Genomic DNA, 17659 nt, shown 5'->3' on the forward strand with positions numbered 1-17659 from the left:
CGGTTCCCTCCTTGGTTACAATGTCAGAGCTGGTTGTACGCTCAGCTCCTGTCCGATGTGCGGTGAATACGTTCTCTGCAGCGATGCGCAAATTGTCGACGTATCCAGTGTTATCTTTAAAGCCCAATATTTGAGAAGGTCTGCCAGCAGCCCGCTTTCATTATCCGGCGAAAGCTCCCCGTCCATCCTGGCTTGTCCGATAACTGCCATCGCCAGAGTTGGTGGTGCCTGCCGGATCAAATCCGGTGAACTGCGCCAGGCCTGGTACAGAGCGCTCAGTTGATCCGGTTGCCGGTCCGGCGAAGCAACGGCGGCGGCAATGGAATTTCCCCCGAGTGCCGCAGGGCGGTGGTCAAGCAGCAGCCGGATCAGGTGCGGTACATGGCTTTCCAACAGGGTGAAGATGTCCTGGCGCTCACGATCCAGACCCGCCAGGGGGTAATACTGATCCCAGATCCCGGACAGAGTCCTCCACTGGGGGTGCGGATACAGCGTGGCCCCCAGGGCGCAGGATAATTTCACCCGGATCCAGGGAGCCGGGTGGGGGTCCTCCAGGTTGATGCGAAACATAAAAGGGCGCGGCAGGCTGACCACTGATATCAGGCCTACGGTTGCCGTCACACCCAGCCGGGCGATTGACCAGAAATCGGCGACAATCTCGGAAATCCACCGGTTCCAGCAGATCCAGGCCTGTTTGTCAGCGCCGGAATTATTGATCCTGTGCTGCAGTACAGGTCGCAGTGATTCTATCAATTTGAGGAGCGCTGCCCCCTGATGGCCGACTTCATGTACCAGGGACGAGGCAATGCCGCTGCCGATCATCCTCTCACGCGGGATCTGGATTACGGCGACCGGGTTTTCATCCCCACCTGGCAGGCGGGTGCGGGCACGCCGGATGGCTGCCCCGGCGCCACGATCCAGGAAGCAGATTACCGGGGGAAGCTCATAGTAATTTCCCGGCAGGCGCAGGGCATCGGCGGCAAGCACATCGAGTCCTGAAAGCCAGATGCCGATTTCATGTTCACTGCGCTGGTTGAGGACATGAGCGAAGACATCCAGCTGGCTCAGGATGGCAATAAAGCGCAGCCGGATAAATGCAAGCCGGCGCTGTGCCTGATCCGGTGGAGTGCTGCTTCCTTGCGGAGAATCAAACCAGCGGAGATATCCTGTAACCATGGCCCGAAGTTTCCGTTGCCCCGCCATCAGGTGGCGTTCGATTGCCACCTGGGCGTGCAAGGGGATGGCTGCTGCAGGAACCATGGGGATACGGAGGGCAAACGGCTCCATTCGGTCGATCCGGGTGAGGAGCGCCTGGGCCTCACTTCTGAGCAGATTGTATGCACCACCGATTGCCGGCATGATCAGGCACCAATGATAATGATCTGCCGCCCGCGGCGGACCCAGCGGCCGCTGCTCTGGAGCGGAGACATCCCCGGTTCTACCGGTACGTTCCAGGCCGGCTCGTCTGTCCAGGCTGCCTGAGGTTGCGGGGTGGCGGGCAGGGGCGCATCGTTCCAGATGGTTTGAGGCTGCACCGTTGCCAGAGGAACTGCTACTGTCGGGGCTGCCCAGATATCGCCGCCCCAGACCGATTGGGTCGGGATATATGTTCTTCTCGGCATGAGATGGGTATGTCGCGGGGCATACCTGAATGGATGTGCCTGACGCTGTTGAGGGGCAACCCTGATGCGCTGGGGTGGCTGTGCCATTCTGGCCGCAAGCCCGGGGGCATGTCGACGTGCCGAAGCGAGCACGGATTTTCTGGCCACCTGCAGCGGGTGGATATTGGCCGGTGCTTTTGCGGCGTGCCGTGCGGCTGTTGCCCCCAGGCGTACCACCCGCCGGGCAACCTCGAATTCCCGGTCTTCATTGCTGAGCCCTTCCATTTCCATTTCGAACAGATTGCTGGCCGCTGCGCCGAGCGAAGAACCTATCGACGTGCCGATACCCGGGGCAACAAAGCTTCCGAGGGCGCCACCGACGATGGGCAGGGCCTTTTTGGCAACCCCTTTGAGAACCCCGCCGAGCGCGCGGCCGACCGGGCTCTTGATGAAGCCGGCCGCCTTTTTGACGAGGCTGCCCAGAAATTGCTCCAGTTCCGCTTCATTGGTTACCGACAGCAGTTCGGAAGCCAGTTCCATCTCCATGGCCTCATTGAGGGTCGCTTCCCCTTCGAACTCGCCGCTCATCTCACCGAACAGCTCCTGGCCAAACTCGAAATTTTCACCTTCGTATTCGTTCATCTCGGCTTCGTATTCCGTATTCCACATGGCACATTTCCTCCTTTGTTTTTTTGTATGAATGTAGGCAGGCTGCAATCAGCCGGATAATCTAGATACCAACCAGTACTATTTTTCTGCCGCGCCGGTACCAGCGGCCGCTCCTGCCGCTCCCGCAGTTGCAGGCGGGTGAAGGTTGGTTAACTGCAGCAATGCCGGCCAGTATCGGCAGGTATTGCTGTGCCGCAACAGCCGCCGCACGCCTGACTGCGGCCGAAGGATGGATATGGGGCGGTGTCAGGGCAGATCTCCTGACCGTTGACCCGGCAAATTTCACAAAGCGGCGCGCCACTTCAAATTCCCGGTCTTCCTGGTTCATGGCTTCCATTTCCAGGCCCAGCAGATCGCCGGCTGCACTGCCGACCTTGTTGCCGAAATTGGCCCCGCCCGAACCGCCGAAATAGCCGCCGATCGCTCCGCCCACAACCGGCAGGGCCTGCTTGGCAGCCTGCTTGAGTATCCCGCCCAGTGCCTGTCCCGTTGGCGATGAGACAAAGGTGCGGGCCGCAGAGGCAGCTTTGCCGATCAGGCTGCCAAGGAACTGGTTTAACTCCGCTTCATTGCTCAGGCTGAGCAATTCGGAAGCAAGTTCCATTTCCTGGATTTCGTTGAATGGACTGGCAACTTCCTGCCCTGACTCGAATTCCGATTCGAATTCGAACTCCATTTCGCCAGATTCCATCTCGCCACTGCCAAACTCGTTTAACGTCCTGTCGATGTCATGCATAAAACCCTCCTCATGTTTTTCTCGCGAGAACCAGATGATTGACTGTAGGAGCAAGCCCTGTGCCAATGTAAGTAGCTGTAATTGCGTAGGGGTGTGCGAAATTGGTTTCGCTGGAAGGAAAAGATGTGGGAATCAGGCGAAATGTTTTTCGCAGAACGCAGAATGGAGGGGGGAGGAGTCTAGCCGTATAATTAGAATTGAGATTGTCGGGTTGTTACAGCTGTATAATCATAAAATAGGCTTTTGGGTCCACGAAAAGACACGAAAAATTAAACCATTACAGAAAAACAGTACTTCACCAAACAAGTTACGCCGTGTAGTTGCATATCTTTTATGATTTTGTTCGAGTATTTCGTGCTTTTCGTGGATAACGGTTTTTTCTAGAATATTGCGGAGTATTAAGGGGATATGCGGGAGATGCCTGTAGCAAGGTCGAGGGAGATCGCAGGATAAACGCGAAGATATGAAGAAGACAAAAAATACCATGCTGGCTATCTAAGTTTTGTATGATTGGAAGTGTCAAAGCACCAATCAAAAAACAAGGAGGCCAACATGGCAAGGAACAGTTTATCAGGTTTGCAATGTTTTGTTACCGGTTTTGAACAAGACCTGTTCTATGTCGGTATAGATGTGCACAAGCGCAGCTATCATGCTGCTCTTCGCCGGTCTGACGGTCGCGCTCAATCTATGGTGATTCCCGCCTCACCCCAGTCTGTAGTTGACCTGCTTACCGGTTTGGGCATTCAGATCGGCGCTGTTGCATATGAATCCGGTCCTACTGGTTTTTCCCTCGCCAGAGCACTCAATGATGCCAGTATTCCGGTGATCGTTGCCGCACCGAGCAAGATTCCCCGTTCGGTAACTCCTAGTGCCAAGTGTGATCGACTCGATTGCCTGAAACTGGCTGAATATGCTGCCAAGGGAATGTTGAGGTCGATCGCCATACCAACACCTGAGGAAGAAGCCCGTCGGACACTGTTGCGCCGCCGCCATATGGTAGTCGATACCGTAAGACGCTGCAAGCAGAGGATTAAAGGATTACTTCTCTTCATTGGCATCAACGAACCGAAAGAATTGGAGCATTGGCAGCAGGGCGCAGAGACTGCACTGCGTGCTCTGCCAACCGAACCATCTGCACAGGAAACACTGGAAAGCTACCTGCGCGAGTTGATATTTAACCAGGAAGAACTGCGCAGGGTCGAACACCAGCTGAAATCACTGCCGAAACCGCAAGAAGTGGCCATCAGCATAGCATGCCTACAGTCAGTTCCCGGTGTAGGTCCGACAGTCGCAACCACTTTTGCACTTGAGTTGTTCAGGCCTGATCGGTTTAAGAGACCTGAAGAAGTAACCAGTTATCTCGGACTAGCTCCTGTCGTACGGCATAGCGGGAACAAGACACCCTCCGGACGGTTGGTTCCGGTCGGCCAAACCAGGTTGCGCAGCTTGTTGATTGAAGCCGCATGGATGTGGAGGGCAAGAGATGACTATGCCGACAGTATATACCGGCGTCTGTTAGGCAAAACCGGAATTGCCCAGAAAGCCATCGCAGCTTTAGCGCGACGCCTGGCAATTATCCTCTGGCGTCTTTGTATCGAACATCGCCGTTATCGGCAGGCTACGGCCTGAATCAGTAAAGTCGCGACGGCCCTTTTGCCATACCAGTGGCGGACAAAAAATGGCGAACCTTCTCTTGGTACCGGATCGGTACTTGGCGTGAAATCGGCGCGAATAAGAAAAGGCATCCACATATGTAGATGCCCAGGGAGAAGGTAAGACTAAACCAAAACACGCTCTTTGAAATAAGCTTGACAGATAGCCACATAAGAAAAGGGCCAGCTTGTCGCTGACCCCTTTGTTGTTTTTTGGTGGAGATGAACGGGATCGAACCGTTGACCTCTTGGCTGCCAGCCAAGCGCTCTCCCAGCTGAGCTACACCCCCAAAAAATGAATATTTTAAATACCAAATAGCTTATGGAATGTCAACACTAAATTATCGCATGCTTCGGATTATTGATTTTTATCGATGTTCTTAACCAACCTCTGCGTATTCCCTGACGCGAAATTCTGCACCCAGAGATTCCGCCAGCTGCCGGCAGGCAGCGATGTTGATCCCTGGTACGGTGACAGCGCTTGCGACAACCTGCGGGATGCGCAGCTGTGCCTCGCGGATGAAGCTGCAGACCGCCGCGAACCCGGCTTCACCGAACGGCGTATTGCAGATCTGTTCGTAGGTAGCTGCATCGGGTGCGTTCAGGCTGATCGATATGCTGTCTATCAGTCCGGCCAGTTCGGGCAGGATGTTGCGGCCATGAACCACGTTGGCCTGGCCATCGGTGTTGATGCGGATGCGATAGCCGCGCCCCTTCAGTTCCCGGGCCACCTGTATGACCAGGTCCAGCCTGATCAGCGGTTCTCCGTAGCCGCAGAAAACGATTTCGTTTATGCCTGCCGGCTGTCCTACGGCCTCCATGATCTCGGCGAAGGTCGGTTCGCCGTCCAGCAGCAGGTTGTGCCCCTTGACCGTGAAGTTGTCGAACTTCGCACAGAAGCTGCAGCGGTTTGAACAGTGGTTGGTGATGTTGAGATACAGGGAATTGCGAATCTTGTAGGCAATCTTCGTGGATTGGTCCCACAGGCGGATTCCGAACAGGTCACGCACATTCTTGGTCGTGATACGGGCCACATCCTCCAGGGACAGGCCTTTGACCTCGGCAACCCGTTCGGCGGCCAGGCGGACGTAGGCCGGTTCATTGCGTTTGCCGCGATGCGGGACCGGCGTCAGGTAGGGGCAATCGGTCTCCACCAGCATGCGGTCGATGCTGGTGGCGCGTACCACCTCCCGCAGCGCCTCGTTGGCCGGGTAGGTGACGGTCCCGGGTATGGAGATGTAGAAGCCCAGGGCCAGCGCCTCGGCCGCCATGGCGCTGTCACCGGAAAAGCAGTGCAGAACGCCGTGCCGTGCCTGTTCTTCACGCAGGCAGGCTAGCACCTGTTGATGGGCGTCACGATCATGGACGATTACCGGTTTGTCCAGCTCCTGTGCCATGCGCAGAAAGCTGCGAAAGACCTGTTCCTGGTCAGCGCGGGGTGACCGGTCGCGGTAGAAATCCAGGCCGATCTCGCCGATGGCAACGACTTTGCTGCTGGATAGTGCCAGGTCGCGGATTACGTCGTAGCAGGCAGCGGTAACACGGCCGGCATCATGGGGATGGATACCGACGGCCGCGTAGAGCTGCGGATATTTTTCAGCCAGTTCGACTGATTCCCTGCTGGATTCGAGGTCCGTGCCGACCACCAGTATGGCGGCTATCCCGGCATCGTTTGCCCGCTGCAGCATCTCATCAAAGTCGCCGGCATAATCGCGGTAATAGATATGGGCATGAGAGTCGATCAGGGTCAGGTTGGTGCTCATCGGGTTCCTTGTCAGTGTCGTGCGTAGAACGTTAAAACCTTAAAAATACAGATCTATGCAGCCGAAGACTTCAACTCCTCCTTGAGTCCTTCAATGACCGCTTTTACTTCGGCGATCATGTCGCCGGCCTGGGGGGATGTTTCATGTTTAAGGTACAGTTCAAAATAGTTGACAGCATCCTGCGTACGGTCCTGGTCCATGCAGATGCCGCCCAGTGTCAGGTAGGCCATTCCGAAGGTCGGGTCAAGGCGGATCGCTTCGCAACAATGTTCCTCGGCTTCTTCGAGCTCTTCCATGTCATACAGCAGTTCACCCAGGTTGAAATGTGCCGCCGGGTCATTGGGATCAATTTCGACCCCTTTCTGGAAGGCATCGATGGCGCCCTGGGCATCACCCTGTCCGTAGAGTGCGTCTCCCAGTGCATTCAGGGCAAAGATATTTTCCGGTTCCAGGGCCAGCGCCTCACGGTAGGAACTGATGGCGTCGTCAGTGCGATCCTGGCTGTTGTAGACCAGGCCGATGCTGACCAGGGCGTCAGCGTCGCTGGGGTCGAGTTCCCGAACCCGGCTGTAGCTGGCAATGGCCTCCTTGTGCTTACCATTTTCGAACAACAGATCCCCGAGGCTCGTCAAGGCATCCAGGTCTGTTGGTGAAAGTTTGAGCCCTGCGCGGTAGTGCTCAATCGCCTCATCGATATTGCCGTCCTCGGCCAGGGCATCGCCCAGATAAAACCAGCTGTCGGCATCGTCCTGGTGTGACTGGCAATACTCTTTCAGGGTTGCGATTGCCGCCTTCGTGTTGCCTGCATCCAGTTGTTCAATACCCGTGCGCAGTTTTTCATCCAGCAGTTTGTCCGTCATGTGATATATCCTCCCAATCGATCAGGTGCGTAAATTATTTTGTAAAGATAGCAGACCTGCTGCCACTTTTCCATAACATATCCAAAAATGAATGGTTTTTACTTTAGTACGAAATTGTTTTATACTCCCCCGGATTCTACCTATCGGGGCGTACAACATGAAAGAAAGTCATCATTCCATAGGGCTGCGAACGCTGGAGGATATAAGTTCCATCATCCTGCATTCCCATGATCTGCAGGAAACCCTTGATAATATTGTCACCATCGTAGCCAAGCGCATGAAGACCGACGTCTGCTCGATCTACCTGCTGGAGAAGGATGGTGAAACCCTGATGCTGAAAGCCACCAAAGGTCTTTCAAAGGCATCGGTCAACCGCATATCCATGAAGGTCCACGAAGGTCTTTCGGGCATGGTTGTGGAAAGCCGCGGCATGGTCATGACCGACAATGCCCCGTCGCATCCGCGCTACAAGTATTTCAAGGAAACCCGGGAAGAAAAATTCCTCTCCTTTCTGGGTTTGCCGCTGTTTGAGCACAAGGCCCCCATCGGCGTGATCGTTATCCAGACCCGCGAGGCACGGCGCTTCAGCGAGGACGAGATCAGCGCCCTGCGCACGATCACCTTTCAGATCGGCAGCATTGTCCATAACGCCCGCTTGCTGGATTCCATCCAGCATAAGGAACAGGAGCGCGCCTGGTTTGAACGGGAATTGGCCAAGGTCAAAAACGGCAGCGGAAAAGATGCCGCCACGTCAAAGAAAGCCGTCAAGCGGGCCGGTATCTCGAATGTCCTGGCCGGTACGGCGGTGTCAGCCGGTTTCAGCAAAGGCAAGATCTACATTCTTGACCGCTTCAGCGACAAGGTCATCAAGGTGGCTAAAGTCGGTGCGCGCTCCGATGAACACCGGAAGTTCACCCTCGCCCTGGAAAAGGCCAAGATCCAGACGCTCTACATGGAGAAGCGTGTCAGTGAAACGCTTTCCGAGGACGATGCCGCCATCTTCCACACCCACCTGATGATCCTCGAAGACCGTGGCTTCTCTGCCAAGGTGTATGATCTGGTTGAGCAGGATATCGGAGCGACCCGGGCGGTGCATGAGGTTGTGCAGCATTACGTCCAGGCCTTTTCCGCCATGGCGGACCCCTATCTCCGCGAGCGCTCGGCTGATATGGAGGACATTGGACGCCGGATCATCGATGCCATGGAGGGCAATGGCACGACATCCGTCAAGCTGAAGGAAAAGCGGGTCATTGTTGCCGAAGAGATTTTCCCTTCTGACCTGGCCATGCTGGACCACGACAAGATCCTGGGCATCGTCACAGAGAAGGGCAATGTCTATTCACATGCCGCCATCATGGCCAAATCACTGGGCATCCCGGCAGTACTGGGCATCAGCGGGCTGATCAAGGCGGCCAATGTCAAGGACGAGATTATCGTGGACGGTACTTCGGGCCATGTGTATATCAACCCGGATAGTGCCGTCATAAAAGAGTATGCCAGGCTCGAACAGGACCATGCCGGCCGCATGAAGGAACTGGAGGGGCTGCGGGACCTGCCGGCGATAACCAGCGATGGGGTGTCTATCGTTCTGAGCGCCAATATCGGCCTGATTTCCGATGTCAGGGTGGCCAACATGCACGGTGCCGACGGGGTCGGACTTTATCGCACGGAATTCCCCTATATGGCCCGATCCGCTTTCCCCAGCCGCAGTGAGCAGGCCTCTATCTACAGCAAGATCCTGGAGGGATTTCCTGGTCAGACGGTCAATATCCGTACCCTGGATATCGGCGGCGACAAGGGGCTGTCGTACTTTACCCATCCCCATGAAGACAACCCGTTTCTGGGGTGGCGCTCAATCCGCGTGTCGCTGGAGCGGCAGGACATCTTCCGTGAGCAGCTGGCCGGGATTCTGCTGTCAACCGGTGCGGGTGTGCCGACGATCATGTTTCCGCTGATCACAGGTCTGGATGAAATCCGTCAGATCAAGGAGATTCTGGCTTCGGTCCGGGATGAGCTCGTCAGGGAAGGGCACGCGGTGCGTGGAAACATACCGCTGGGGATTATGATTGAGGTGCCGGCGGCTGTCCAGATTATCGAGTTCCTGATACGCGAGGTGGATTATGTCAGTATCGGCACCAATGACCTGATTCAGTACACACTGGCGGCGGACCGCAATAACTCGCGCGTCAAACAGTATTACGACCCGCACCATCCGGCGGTGCTGCATTCCATCAAGCGGGTGGCGGATGCTGCCGTCAAGGCCGGAAAAAAGGCCTCGGTGTGCGGTGAGATGGCCGCAGATCCGCTGAACGCGCTGCTGCTGATCGGTATGGGCATCCGCGAATTCAGTCTGTCAGCCCCCAGCATCCCGATTGTCAAGCAGGCCATCCGGGCGCATGGCCTGGAAGCCTGTCGCAAGCTGGCACGAAAGGTCCTGGCCTGCCGCAGCGGAGTGGATGTCAGGCGCTGTCTGGCGGATGCCAGGGCACAATTGTTTTCGGAGACGGAGCGGCGCATATCAGCACGGGATGCAGACTGAGTCAGAATATCCGGCGGGTGTGTATGCGTGGGGATTGTGATGCCCGGCCTGCACCAGGTTACTTGCCGAAGGCGGACAGGAACTGCTGCAGGAGCATGGGGGCATTCGACTTGATGCTGCCGGTCATGAAATCCATTACCCCGGGACGATAGCCTTCATTCCAGATTCTGTTGAACATGCTGCTGCTGGTTTTGCATACGCAATCTGCGACTTCAACGGTCTTTCCATCCTGGATGGTACATCCGTCGCTGTCCAGGGTCAGGGTCTTTCTGATGTCGTCAACAGAGAAGTAGAAGGTTGTAGGTACAGTGAATACCCCCTTTTGATACAACTCCTGCAAACTGCTGAACATATCTTCCTGCATTACGCGCTCCTTTTCTGCCTGCCCATAGTGAATATACGTATACTTCCCTTGCTGCACTTTGCACGTGCTCATACGAACGTGGGGGCAGTTGCGCCCCCACGAGAAATCCTGCATTACATCTGCGATTAGAACTTGTATGTAACCGATGCTGCGAACAGATGGGCATCGCTTTTAAATGTGCCCGCCTCTTTGGCGTTTGCGACGGTACGGTCGACCCAGTGTACCCACATGTAGGCCAGGTCGATGGAACCGAACTCGTTATGCAGACCTGATCCGATACTGAAGTTGTGACGGTCGGCGTCCGGCAGTTCGGGACTGAGGGTTGAGTCGGGGATAGGGCTGTTATCGTAGGCATAGCCGGCGCGCAGATCCATCTTGGGCGTCACGGCATACTGTACGCCGAAACGGTAGGCCCAGACATCCTCCCAGTTTTTGGGGTCCGGCTTGTTGTTAAAGGTCGCTGCCATCGGTGCGCTGAATTTGAGTTCCAGTTTGTTGTAGCTGCTCCAGCCGGTGCGCTCGGCATCAAACTCCAGTGTCAGTTTGTCGATCGGTTTCCAGGCTACGCCGAGTGTAATGGCATCCGGGAGCGTAATGTCGGTTGAAGCGGATGCCTTAAGCTTGTTGGCCAGGCCCAGGGCTGGGTTTCTGCCGATGGCGGTGGTTGCCAGGTAGGTGGCATCGCCTTCCAGTTCCAGTTTGATCTCACTCCGGTACGCGGCACCGAAGGAAAGGTTTGTCAGCGGTTTCCACTGGAGTCCAAAGTTATAGCCATAGCCAACAGCGGTCGCATCCGCACCCAGACTGCCCAGTTCAGCATAGGCACCGCCAAGCGCCGGCGGTAACTGGGTATATGCCATTTTCTGCAAGGATACCTGGGCATAGGTGATATCCACTCCGCCGGCTACCGCCAGCTTCAGGTCGTCAAAGCGATAGGCAACGGTCGGCTGGAAATTGATCGGTTTGATGGATATCTCCTGAATACTGTCGCGAAATTCGCTGCTGGCGTCCCAGCGTTTTGCCAATGGATGGAATGAGTTGATGCCCAGGCCGAACGAGAGCGGCATAGATTCCAGTGACGTGGTTACATACACGGTCGGTGCAATGAAAATGTCGCGGTTTGCTTTTTCAGATACGGGCGTAGGGTAACTCAGTCTCGTCGTACCGCTGAACTCTGTCTGCGGCACTAGTATGGTCGTGGAGCCGAGCTGTACCTGTGGTCCTTTCAGGAATGCAATGCCGGCCGGGTTATAGGCCAATGCCGATGGATCGTCCGCCTGCGCGGCAAAGGCATTGCTCATGGCCATTGCCTTGGCGCCCTGTTCTGCGATCTTGAATCCCGCACCGAACGACATGGTTGTCATTCCTGTCACTAGTGCCGCTGCACACCCCAGTACTATCAGTTGCTTTCTCATACGAATCCCCCTTTCCTGATGAAGTGGAAACTTCTTACCTGACCCTGTTACTCATAAAACGATATTTTACAAAAATATAAATGACCTTAACGCGCATGTCAAGTACATATTTTATGGTCTGTAACTGTAGAAGGTGTGATGTTTTGATCTCTAGTTGATGGGCAGGTGACAGTGTGATTTTATAGCGGCAAACAGAAGCATATCAACTGGTTATGGTGTGGCGATTTCTGCCTTTATTGATAGTCTGTCACCAGTGTGTGGTTCATGGGGGGTAGGCTGGTATGCGCGTAGTTCGGTAGATAGTCCGGAACAATGGTGGGATACTATAGTTGTGTTCTGTCTGATGGAGATTTGAAGCAGGTGCATACTAAGCGATTAAATAAAATGACTTTATACTTGACATGCGTGTTAAGGTTATGTAGCGTTGGATAAAATACATCTGATCAGGTGGTGGCGTATGGACGAGCTTACCTTTACAACAATTCCCGCCATGCTTCGAACAAATGCCCGGCGATTCCAGGGCCGGCTGGCTTTGAAATACCGCAAGCAGGGTACGTTTGTCACCTTGAGTTATGCCGCATACTATGAACGCGCACTGATGGTTGCGCGTGGCTTGAAAAAACTTGATGTCAGGCCCGGCGACAGGGTCGCCATTCTTTCGGAAAACCGGGCCGGCTGGGTGATTGCCGATATGGGTATTTTGTGCGCCGGTGCTGTTACCGTTCCCATCTATCCTACCAACACACCCGAGCAGATCGAGTACGTGCTCAATCATTCAGGTGCCAGGATCCTCTTTGTTTCAGGAAGATTCCAGTATTCCAAGCTGCTCAAGATCAGGGATGCGATACCGGGTGTGGAGTTGGTCGTTTCATTCGAACGGTTTCTCGGTGAACAGACCTTGCCGGTCACCACCTTTTATCAGATGTCGGAGATTGACACGCCCATCAGCAGCGAGGAACGGGCCGCATTGGAGGCCGGAATCGATCGCATCGCCCCGGAAGACATGTTGACACTGATCTATACATCCGGTACCACCGGAGTGCCGAAAGGGGTCATGCTTTCTCACAACAACATCCTGTCCAATATCCAATTTCTGGCCGAACAGGCCGGGGGGGTAGTAACCCAGGATGATGTCATGCTGAGCTTTCTCCCCTTGAGCCACATCCTGGAAAGGACCGCCGGTTACTACCTGCCGATTCACTGCGGAGCCCTGATGGCGTTTGCAGACAGTATCGAAAAAGTCCCGGAAAACATGATGGAGGTGAAGCCGACCTTTATGGTGAGTGTTCCCCGGCTGTTTGAAAAGATATATCACCGGGTGTATGAAAATGCCCATCAGATGCCGGCCTTCAAAAAAAATATGTTTCACTGGGCGGTTGATATCGGCAAAAAATATATAGAGGCACGATATCTTCACAAGTACACCCCCAGCGCGCTCGGGTTGGAATACGCCCTGGCCGATCGCTTGGTATTCAGCAAGATCAGGGAGCGTTTTGGTGGTAATATGAAACTGTTCTGCTGCGGCGGCGCTCCCCTGGACAAAACGATCAATGAATTTTTCTGGGTGATCGGCATCCCGATCTTTGAAGGATATGGTTTGACGGAAACAAGCCCGGCCATTTCCTTCAACAATTTTGAACATATCCGGTTCGGTACGGTCGGCTACGCCCTCAAACAGACCGAGATCAGGATTGCGGAAGACGGAGAGATACTGGTCAAGGGACCCCAGATCATGCTCGGCTATTACAAAGATCCGGCCGCCACGGCCGAGGCGATCCAGGATGGCTGGTTCAAGACTGGTGATGTAGGTTTTGTGGAAGACGGTTTTTTGACCATAACCGACCGCAAGAAAGAGTTGATCGTTACCTCAGGCGGGAAAAATATCGCTCCCCAGCCGATAGAGAACGCACTGAAGATGGATAAATATGTTTCGTCGGCCTTTGTGTACGGTGACCGCAAGCCGTACCTGACCGCCCTGATTGTGCCAAATCTGGAGCGATTGCTTGAATTTGCCAAGGCCGAACATATCAACTATTACGATCTGAGTGACCTGGTCATGAACGAAGCGGTTCAGGAGTTGTTTAAAAAGAGGATTTTCGAGATCAACAGTCGTCTGGCACCCTATGAAACCATCAAGCAGTTTGTCCTGCTGCCCCAGGATTTTACGATCGAGAGCGGCGAGTTGACACCGACGCTGAAGCTCAGGCGGAAGGTCATTTATGAAAAATACAGGCACAGGATCGAAGATCTGTACGCTGATCACAGCAATTAGTTCCCCCGCCCCTTGCGGGAGGGGAAGCAAAACGGAGGAAATACAAATGAAACAGATCAATAAAGTGGCGGTACTGGGGGCAGGGGTTATGGGGGCGACCATCGCCGCCCACCTGGCCAATGCGGGCATCCAGGTGCTCCTGCTCGATATCGTGCCGCGGGAACCCAGTGACAGCGAGAAAGCGTCCGGTCTTTCACTCAGTGATCCTGCGGTGCGCAATCGCATTGCGACTGCCGGACTGGAAGGGCTGAAGAGGATGAAGCCGGCTCCTTTCTTTCTGCCGGCCTATGCTGCCAATATCGAGGTGGGCAATTTCGACGACGACATGCCCCGACTGCGCGATTGCGACTGGGTGGTGGAGGTCGTCATCGAGAACATGGCGATCAAGAAGCAGCTCTTTACGGAAAAGGTCGTGCCGAACCTGAAGCAGGGGGCGATCCTCTCCACCAATACCAGCGGCCTGTCGATCAACGAGATGGCAGCCTGCCTGCCGGAGGCGGTTCGCAGGAACTTCCTGGTGACCCATTTCTTTAATCCGCCGCGCTACATGCGCCTGCTGGAGATCGTCCCCTGTGACGCGACGGACCCGGCGGTGGTCGCCCACCTGGCGGATTTCATCGCCAAGCGGCTCGGCAAGGGCATCGTTTACGCCAAGGATACCCCCAACTTTATCGCCAACCGCATCGGCGTCTACGCCATCTGCAACTGTGTGCGCACCATGCAGGAGATGGGCATGACCGTGGAAGAGGTCGATGCCGTGGCCGGTCCGGCAACGGCCCGCCCCAAGAGCGCCGCCTTCCGTACCGCGGACCTGGTGGGCATCGATACACTCCTGCATGTGGCCGATAATTCCTACGAGCTGCTTGTCAATGACGAGCAGCGGGAGATCTTCCGTTTTCCCGACTTCCTCAAGGAGATGGTGGCCAAGGGACTCCTGGGCAACAAGAGCAAGCAGGGCTTTTTCAAGAAGGTCAAGTGGGAACAGGGGCAGGAGTTCTTCTACTACGACTACACCAGCGGTGAGTATGCCCCTTCGCAGCGCCCCAAATTCGCCTCGATTGAGGCGGCCAAGTCCATCGACGACCCGGCCAAACGGCTCCAGGCCCTGATCAGCGCCAACGACAAGGCGGCCACATTCGCCTGGATCAACCTGCGCGACACCCTGATCTATACCTTCAAGCGGATTCCGGAGATCGCCGACGATATCGTCAACATCGACAAAGCCATGAAGTGGGGCTTCAACTGGGAGCTCGGCCCCTTCGAGATGCTGGATGCGATCGGTGTGGCCTACTTCGTGAAGCGTGCCGAGGGTGACGGCGTGGCTGTGCCGGCCGGGCTCAAGGCTGTTGAGAGTTTCTATCGTTTCGAGAACGGCACGAATCACTATTTCAGCGTCCTTGACAACAGCTACCGGGCGGTGCCGCAGAAGTCAACCCATATCAGCCTCGCGATCCTCAAGCGCAACAACCGGGAGCTGGAAAAGAACAGCGGCGCCTCGCTGATCGATCTGGGTGACGGAATCTTCTGCCTGGAATTCCATACCAAGATGAATGCCATCGGCAACGAGATCCTCTCCATGACTCACAAGGCTATCAGGCGTACGGAGGAGGAGGGCATCGGTCTGGTGATTGCCAACGAGGGGGGCATGTTTTCGGCCGGCGCCAACCTGATGCTGCTGGTGATGGCTATCGCCGAAGGTGCCTACGATGAGATCGCCATGACGGTCAAGGCCTTCCAGAAGGCCATGATGGCGATCAAGTACTCCCGAATACCGGTGGTCGCTGCCCCGCATAACCTGGTCATGGGGGGCGGCTGTGAAACCTGTCTGCACGCCGACGCCATGGTGCCCCATGCCGAAACCTATATGGGGCTGGTGGAGATCGGCGTCGGCCTGCTCCCGGCCGGCGGCGGCACCAAGGAGATGGCGGTTCGCGCCATCCGGCTGGCCGAGGAGTATGAGACCGATGCCACCCCGTTCATCTTCAAAAACTATATGAACATCGCCCTGGCCAAGGTCAGCATGTCCGCCGCAGAGCTGGCCCCGATGGGCTTCATGCGCTACGGTGATGCCATTACCATGGATATGGACAAGCGCATCCATGACGCCAAGCTCAAGGCGATTGCCCTGGCTGGCAACTACCGCCCCGGTCGGCCGCTGATTGACCTGAAGGCGCCCGGTCGCAGTGTGGCTGCCAGCATCAAGACCCAGCTCTGGAACATGCGGCAGGGGGGCTTCATCTCCGAATACGATCAGTTCCTGGCGAGTGCCATCGCCGACGTCATCACCGGCGGGGATTGCCCGGCCGGCACCCTGATCACCGAAGAGTACCTGCTGGAGCTGGAGCGCGAGGCCTTCCTGCGATTGTGCGGTCAGAAAAAGACCCTGGAGCGCATCCAGCATATGCTCAAGAAGGGCAAGCCGCTGCGGAATTAACACCACCTTACTCACCACGAAGTCACGAAGGACACGAAGGACACGAAGTAAAATAGTATGTAAATGCTTGTCGTCTTCTTCGTGCTCTTCGTGCCTTCGTGGTACATGGTTTTTTAGTCAAACATTCCTGTTTCGGAGGATACCGATGAGAAACGCATATATTCTGGCTGCCTACCGCACACCCGGCTGCAAGGCCAAAAAAGGCAAACTGAAGGATGTCCGCCCGGACGATCTGGCCGCCGCTGCCATCAAGGGGCTGCTGGAAAGGACCGGCATAGATCCGCACGATGTGGAAGACGTCATCATCGGCTGCGCCTTTCCCGAAGGGGAGCAGGGCATGAACTTTGCCCGGGTGGCGGCGATGAAGGCCGGACTGCCGGTCGAGGTCCCGGCCCAGACCGTCAACCGTTTCTGCTCCTCCGGCCTGCAGACCATAGCCACGGCAGCGGAGCGGATCATGGCCGGCTTTGCCGACTGCATCATTGCCGGTGGTGCCGAGAGCATGACCATGATCCCCATGGGTGGTGCCAAGTACAGCGCCAATCCTGCACTGGTGGCCAGTTGGCCGGAGTCCTACGCCTCCATGGGGATCACTGCCGAACTGGTAGCGGACAAGTACGATATCAGCCGCGCAGAGCAGGATGCCTTTGCCGCAGCCAGCCATGTCAAGGCCGCCGCTGCCATCGCTGCGGGCAGGTTTCGGGATGAGATCATCCCGGTTGAGGTGGAGATCTGCTCACTGGTGAACAACAAGATGCAGCGCAGCAGGGAACTGGTCGATGGCGATGACGGCGTGCGTGCCGATACGACCCCTGATGGACTTGCCAAGCTCAAGCCGGCCTTCAAGGCCGATGGTACGGTTACGGCCGGCAACTCCTCCCAGATGACCGATGGCGCTGCGGCGGTGCTGGTGGTCTCGGAAGCATATCTCAAGAAGATCGGGAAAAAGGCCCTGGCGCGTTTCGTCGCCTTTGCCGTCAAGGGGGTCGCGCCCGAGCTGATGGGCATCGGCCCGGTGGCAGCCATTCCGGCGGCGCTGAAGCTGGCCGGCCTGAACCTGGCGGACATCGGCCTGATTGAACTGAATGAGGCCTTTGCGGCCCAGTCCCTGGCCTGCGTCAAGGAGTTGGGTATCAACCCCGCCCGGGTCAACGTCAACGGCGGTGCGATTGCCCTGGGCCACCCCCTGGGGTGTACCGGGGCCAAGCTGACCGCCACCCTGCTCCAGGAGATGCAGCGCACGGATACCCGCTACGGCATGGTATCCATGTGTATCGGCGGCGGCATGGGGGCGGCCGGAATTTTCGAGAAGGTGTAAAGGACGTTAAGTCCCCCGCCCCTTGCGGGAGGGGAG

Annotated in this window: 12 protein-coding genes and 1 tRNA gene; 5 read left to right on the forward strand and 8 right to left on the reverse strand. The window is 56.1% G+C overall.

Translation table 11 applies throughout. The features are described 5' to 3' along the window. Nucleotides 1–15 precede the first annotated feature (15 nt). From ACOCF6_RS20260 to ACOCF6_RS20270, 3 genes are all read right to left on the reverse strand, one after another. On the reverse strand, nucleotides 16–1359 hold the full coding sequence (locus ACOCF6_RS20260) for a hypothetical protein (RefSeq protein ID WP_482462136.1): 1344 nt from the start codon (nucleotides 1357–1359) through the stop codon (nucleotides 16–18). Nucleotides 1360–1361: 2 nt separating this feature from the next. Further along, a complete protein-coding gene (locus tag ACOCF6_RS20265; protein ID WP_482462137.1) occupies nucleotides 1362–2270 on the reverse strand; it encodes a hypothetical protein in 909 nt (302 codons plus the stop codon). Nucleotides 2271–2331: 61 nt separating this feature from the next. Further along, nucleotides 2332–3006: a hypothetical protein gene (locus tag ACOCF6_RS20270; RefSeq protein ID WP_482462138.1), complete on the reverse strand. Its 675-nt coding sequence runs from the start codon at nucleotides 3004–3006 to the stop codon at nucleotides 2332–2334. 552 nt (nucleotides 3007–3558) lie between these two features. Between ACOCF6_RS20270 and ACOCF6_RS20275 the strand changes: the two genes are divergently transcribed. Continuing rightward, nucleotides 3559–4635, forward strand: coding sequence for an IS110 family RNA-guided transposase (locus ACOCF6_RS20275; protein WP_482460223.1), 1077 nt, complete (start codon nucleotides 3559–3561; stop codon nucleotides 4633–4635). 237 nt (nucleotides 4636–4872) lie between these two features. Here the strand turns inward: ACOCF6_RS20275 and ACOCF6_RS20280 are convergent. The 3 genes from ACOCF6_RS20280 to ACOCF6_RS20290 all read right to left on the reverse strand — a co-directional run bounded on the left by ACOCF6_RS20280 (nucleotide 4873) and on the right by ACOCF6_RS20290 (nucleotide 7281). Continuing rightward, nucleotides 4873–4948 (reverse strand) — tRNA-Ala (locus ACOCF6_RS20280). A gap of 90 nt (nucleotides 4949–5038) precedes the next feature. Continuing rightward, on the reverse strand, nucleotides 5039–6421 hold the full coding sequence (locus ACOCF6_RS20285; RefSeq protein ID WP_482462139.1) for a TatD family hydrolase: 1383 nt from the start codon (nucleotides 6419–6421) through the stop codon (nucleotides 5039–5041). A gap of 53 nt (nucleotides 6422–6474) precedes the next feature. Then, nucleotides 6475–7281: a tetratricopeptide repeat protein gene (locus tag ACOCF6_RS20290; protein ID WP_482462140.1), complete on the reverse strand. Its 807-nt coding sequence runs from the start codon at nucleotides 7279–7281 to the stop codon at nucleotides 6475–6477. A gap of 157 nt (nucleotides 7282–7438) precedes the next feature. Between ACOCF6_RS20290 and ptsP the strand changes: the two genes are divergently transcribed. Then, the gene (gene ptsP, locus ACOCF6_RS20295) at nucleotides 7439–9820 is read left to right on the forward strand and encodes a phosphoenolpyruvate--protein phosphotransferase (protein ID WP_482462141.1); all 2382 of its coding nucleotides are present in this window, start codon (nucleotides 7439–7441) and stop codon (nucleotides 9818–9820) included. A 58-nt stretch (nucleotides 9821–9878) separates the two neighbouring features. On the opposite strand, the gene ACOCF6_RS20300 is transcribed toward ptsP, so the two are convergent. Both ACOCF6_RS20300 and ACOCF6_RS20305 read right to left on the reverse strand, forming a co-directional pair. After that, entirely contained in the window at nucleotides 9879–10184 is a 306-nt protein-coding gene (locus tag ACOCF6_RS20300; RefSeq protein ID WP_482462142.1) for a hypothetical protein, read from the reverse strand. 125 nt (nucleotides 10185–10309) lie between these two features. Further along, nucleotides 10310–11599, reverse strand: a complete 1290-nt coding sequence (locus tag ACOCF6_RS20305) for an OmpP1/FadL family transporter (protein ID WP_482462143.1) — start codon at nucleotides 11597–11599, stop codon at nucleotides 10310–10312. Between the two features lie 457 nt (nucleotides 11600–12056). On the opposite strand from ACOCF6_RS20305, the gene ACOCF6_RS20310 reads away from it, so the two are divergent. The 3 genes from ACOCF6_RS20310 (at nucleotide 12057) to ACOCF6_RS20320 (ending at nucleotide 17623) form a co-directional block, all read left to right on the forward strand. After that, nucleotides 12057–13871, forward strand: coding sequence for an AMP-dependent synthetase/ligase (locus ACOCF6_RS20310; protein WP_482462144.1), 1815 nt, complete (start codon nucleotides 12057–12059; stop codon nucleotides 13869–13871). 46 nt (nucleotides 13872–13917) lie between these two features. Beyond that, nucleotides 13918–16305 carry a 3-hydroxyacyl-CoA dehydrogenase/enoyl-CoA hydratase family protein gene (locus tag ACOCF6_RS20315; protein ID WP_482462145.1) on the forward strand — a complete coding sequence of 796 codons (2388 nt, stop codon included), beginning with the start codon at nucleotides 13918–13920 and terminating at the stop codon, nucleotides 16303–16305. Between the two features lie 145 nt (nucleotides 16306–16450). Continuing rightward, nucleotides 16451–17623 (forward strand): thiolase family protein, encoded by a 1173-nt coding sequence (locus ACOCF6_RS20320; RefSeq protein WP_482462146.1) that lies wholly within the window; start codon nucleotides 16451–16453, stop codon nucleotides 17621–17623. Nucleotides 17624–17659 lie beyond the last annotated feature (36 nt).

Source organism: Geobacter psychrophilus, assembly GCF_056821595.1.

Coding starts and splice junctions, on each gene's coding strand:
- ACOCF6_RS20265 (WP_482462137.1), bottom strand. CDS start 2,270: ATGTGGAATACGGAATACGAAGCCGAGATGAACGAATACGAAGGTGAA.
- ACOCF6_RS20320 (WP_482462146.1), top strand. CDS start 16,451: ATGAGAAACGCATATATTCTGGCTGCCTACCGCACACCCGGCTGCAAG.
- ACOCF6_RS20315 (WP_482462145.1), top strand. CDS start 13,918: ATGAAACAGATCAATAAAGTGGCGGTACTGGGGGCAGGGGTTATGGGG.
- ACOCF6_RS20285 (WP_482462139.1), bottom strand. CDS start 6,421: ATGAGCACCAACCTGACCCTGATCGACTCTCATGCCCATATCTATTAC.
- ACOCF6_RS20300 (WP_482462142.1), bottom strand. CDS start 10,184: ATGCAGGAAGATATGTTCAGCAGTTTGCAGGAGTTGTATCAAAAGGGG.
- ptsP (WP_482462141.1), top strand. CDS start 7,439: ATGAAAGAAAGTCATCATTCCATAGGGCTGCGAACGCTGGAGGATATA.
- ACOCF6_RS20260 (WP_482462136.1), bottom strand. CDS start 1,359: ATGCCGGCAATCGGTGGTGCATACAATCTGCTCAGAAGTGAGGCCCAG.
- ACOCF6_RS20270 (WP_482462138.1), bottom strand. CDS start 3,006: ATGCATGACATCGACAGGACGTTAAACGAGTTTGGCAGTGGCGAGATG.
- ACOCF6_RS20290 (WP_482462140.1), bottom strand. CDS start 7,281: ATGACGGACAAACTGCTGGATGAAAAACTGCGCACGGGTATTGAACAA.
- ACOCF6_RS20305 (WP_482462143.1), bottom strand. CDS start 11,599: ATGAGAAAGCAACTGATAGTACTGGGGTGTGCAGCGGCACTAGTGACA.
- ACOCF6_RS20310 (WP_482462144.1), top strand. CDS start 12,057: ATGGACGAGCTTACCTTTACAACAATTCCCGCCATGCTTCGAACAAAT.
- ACOCF6_RS20275 (WP_482460223.1), top strand. CDS start 3,559: ATGGCAAGGAACAGTTTATCAGGTTTGCAATGTTTTGTTACCGGTTTT.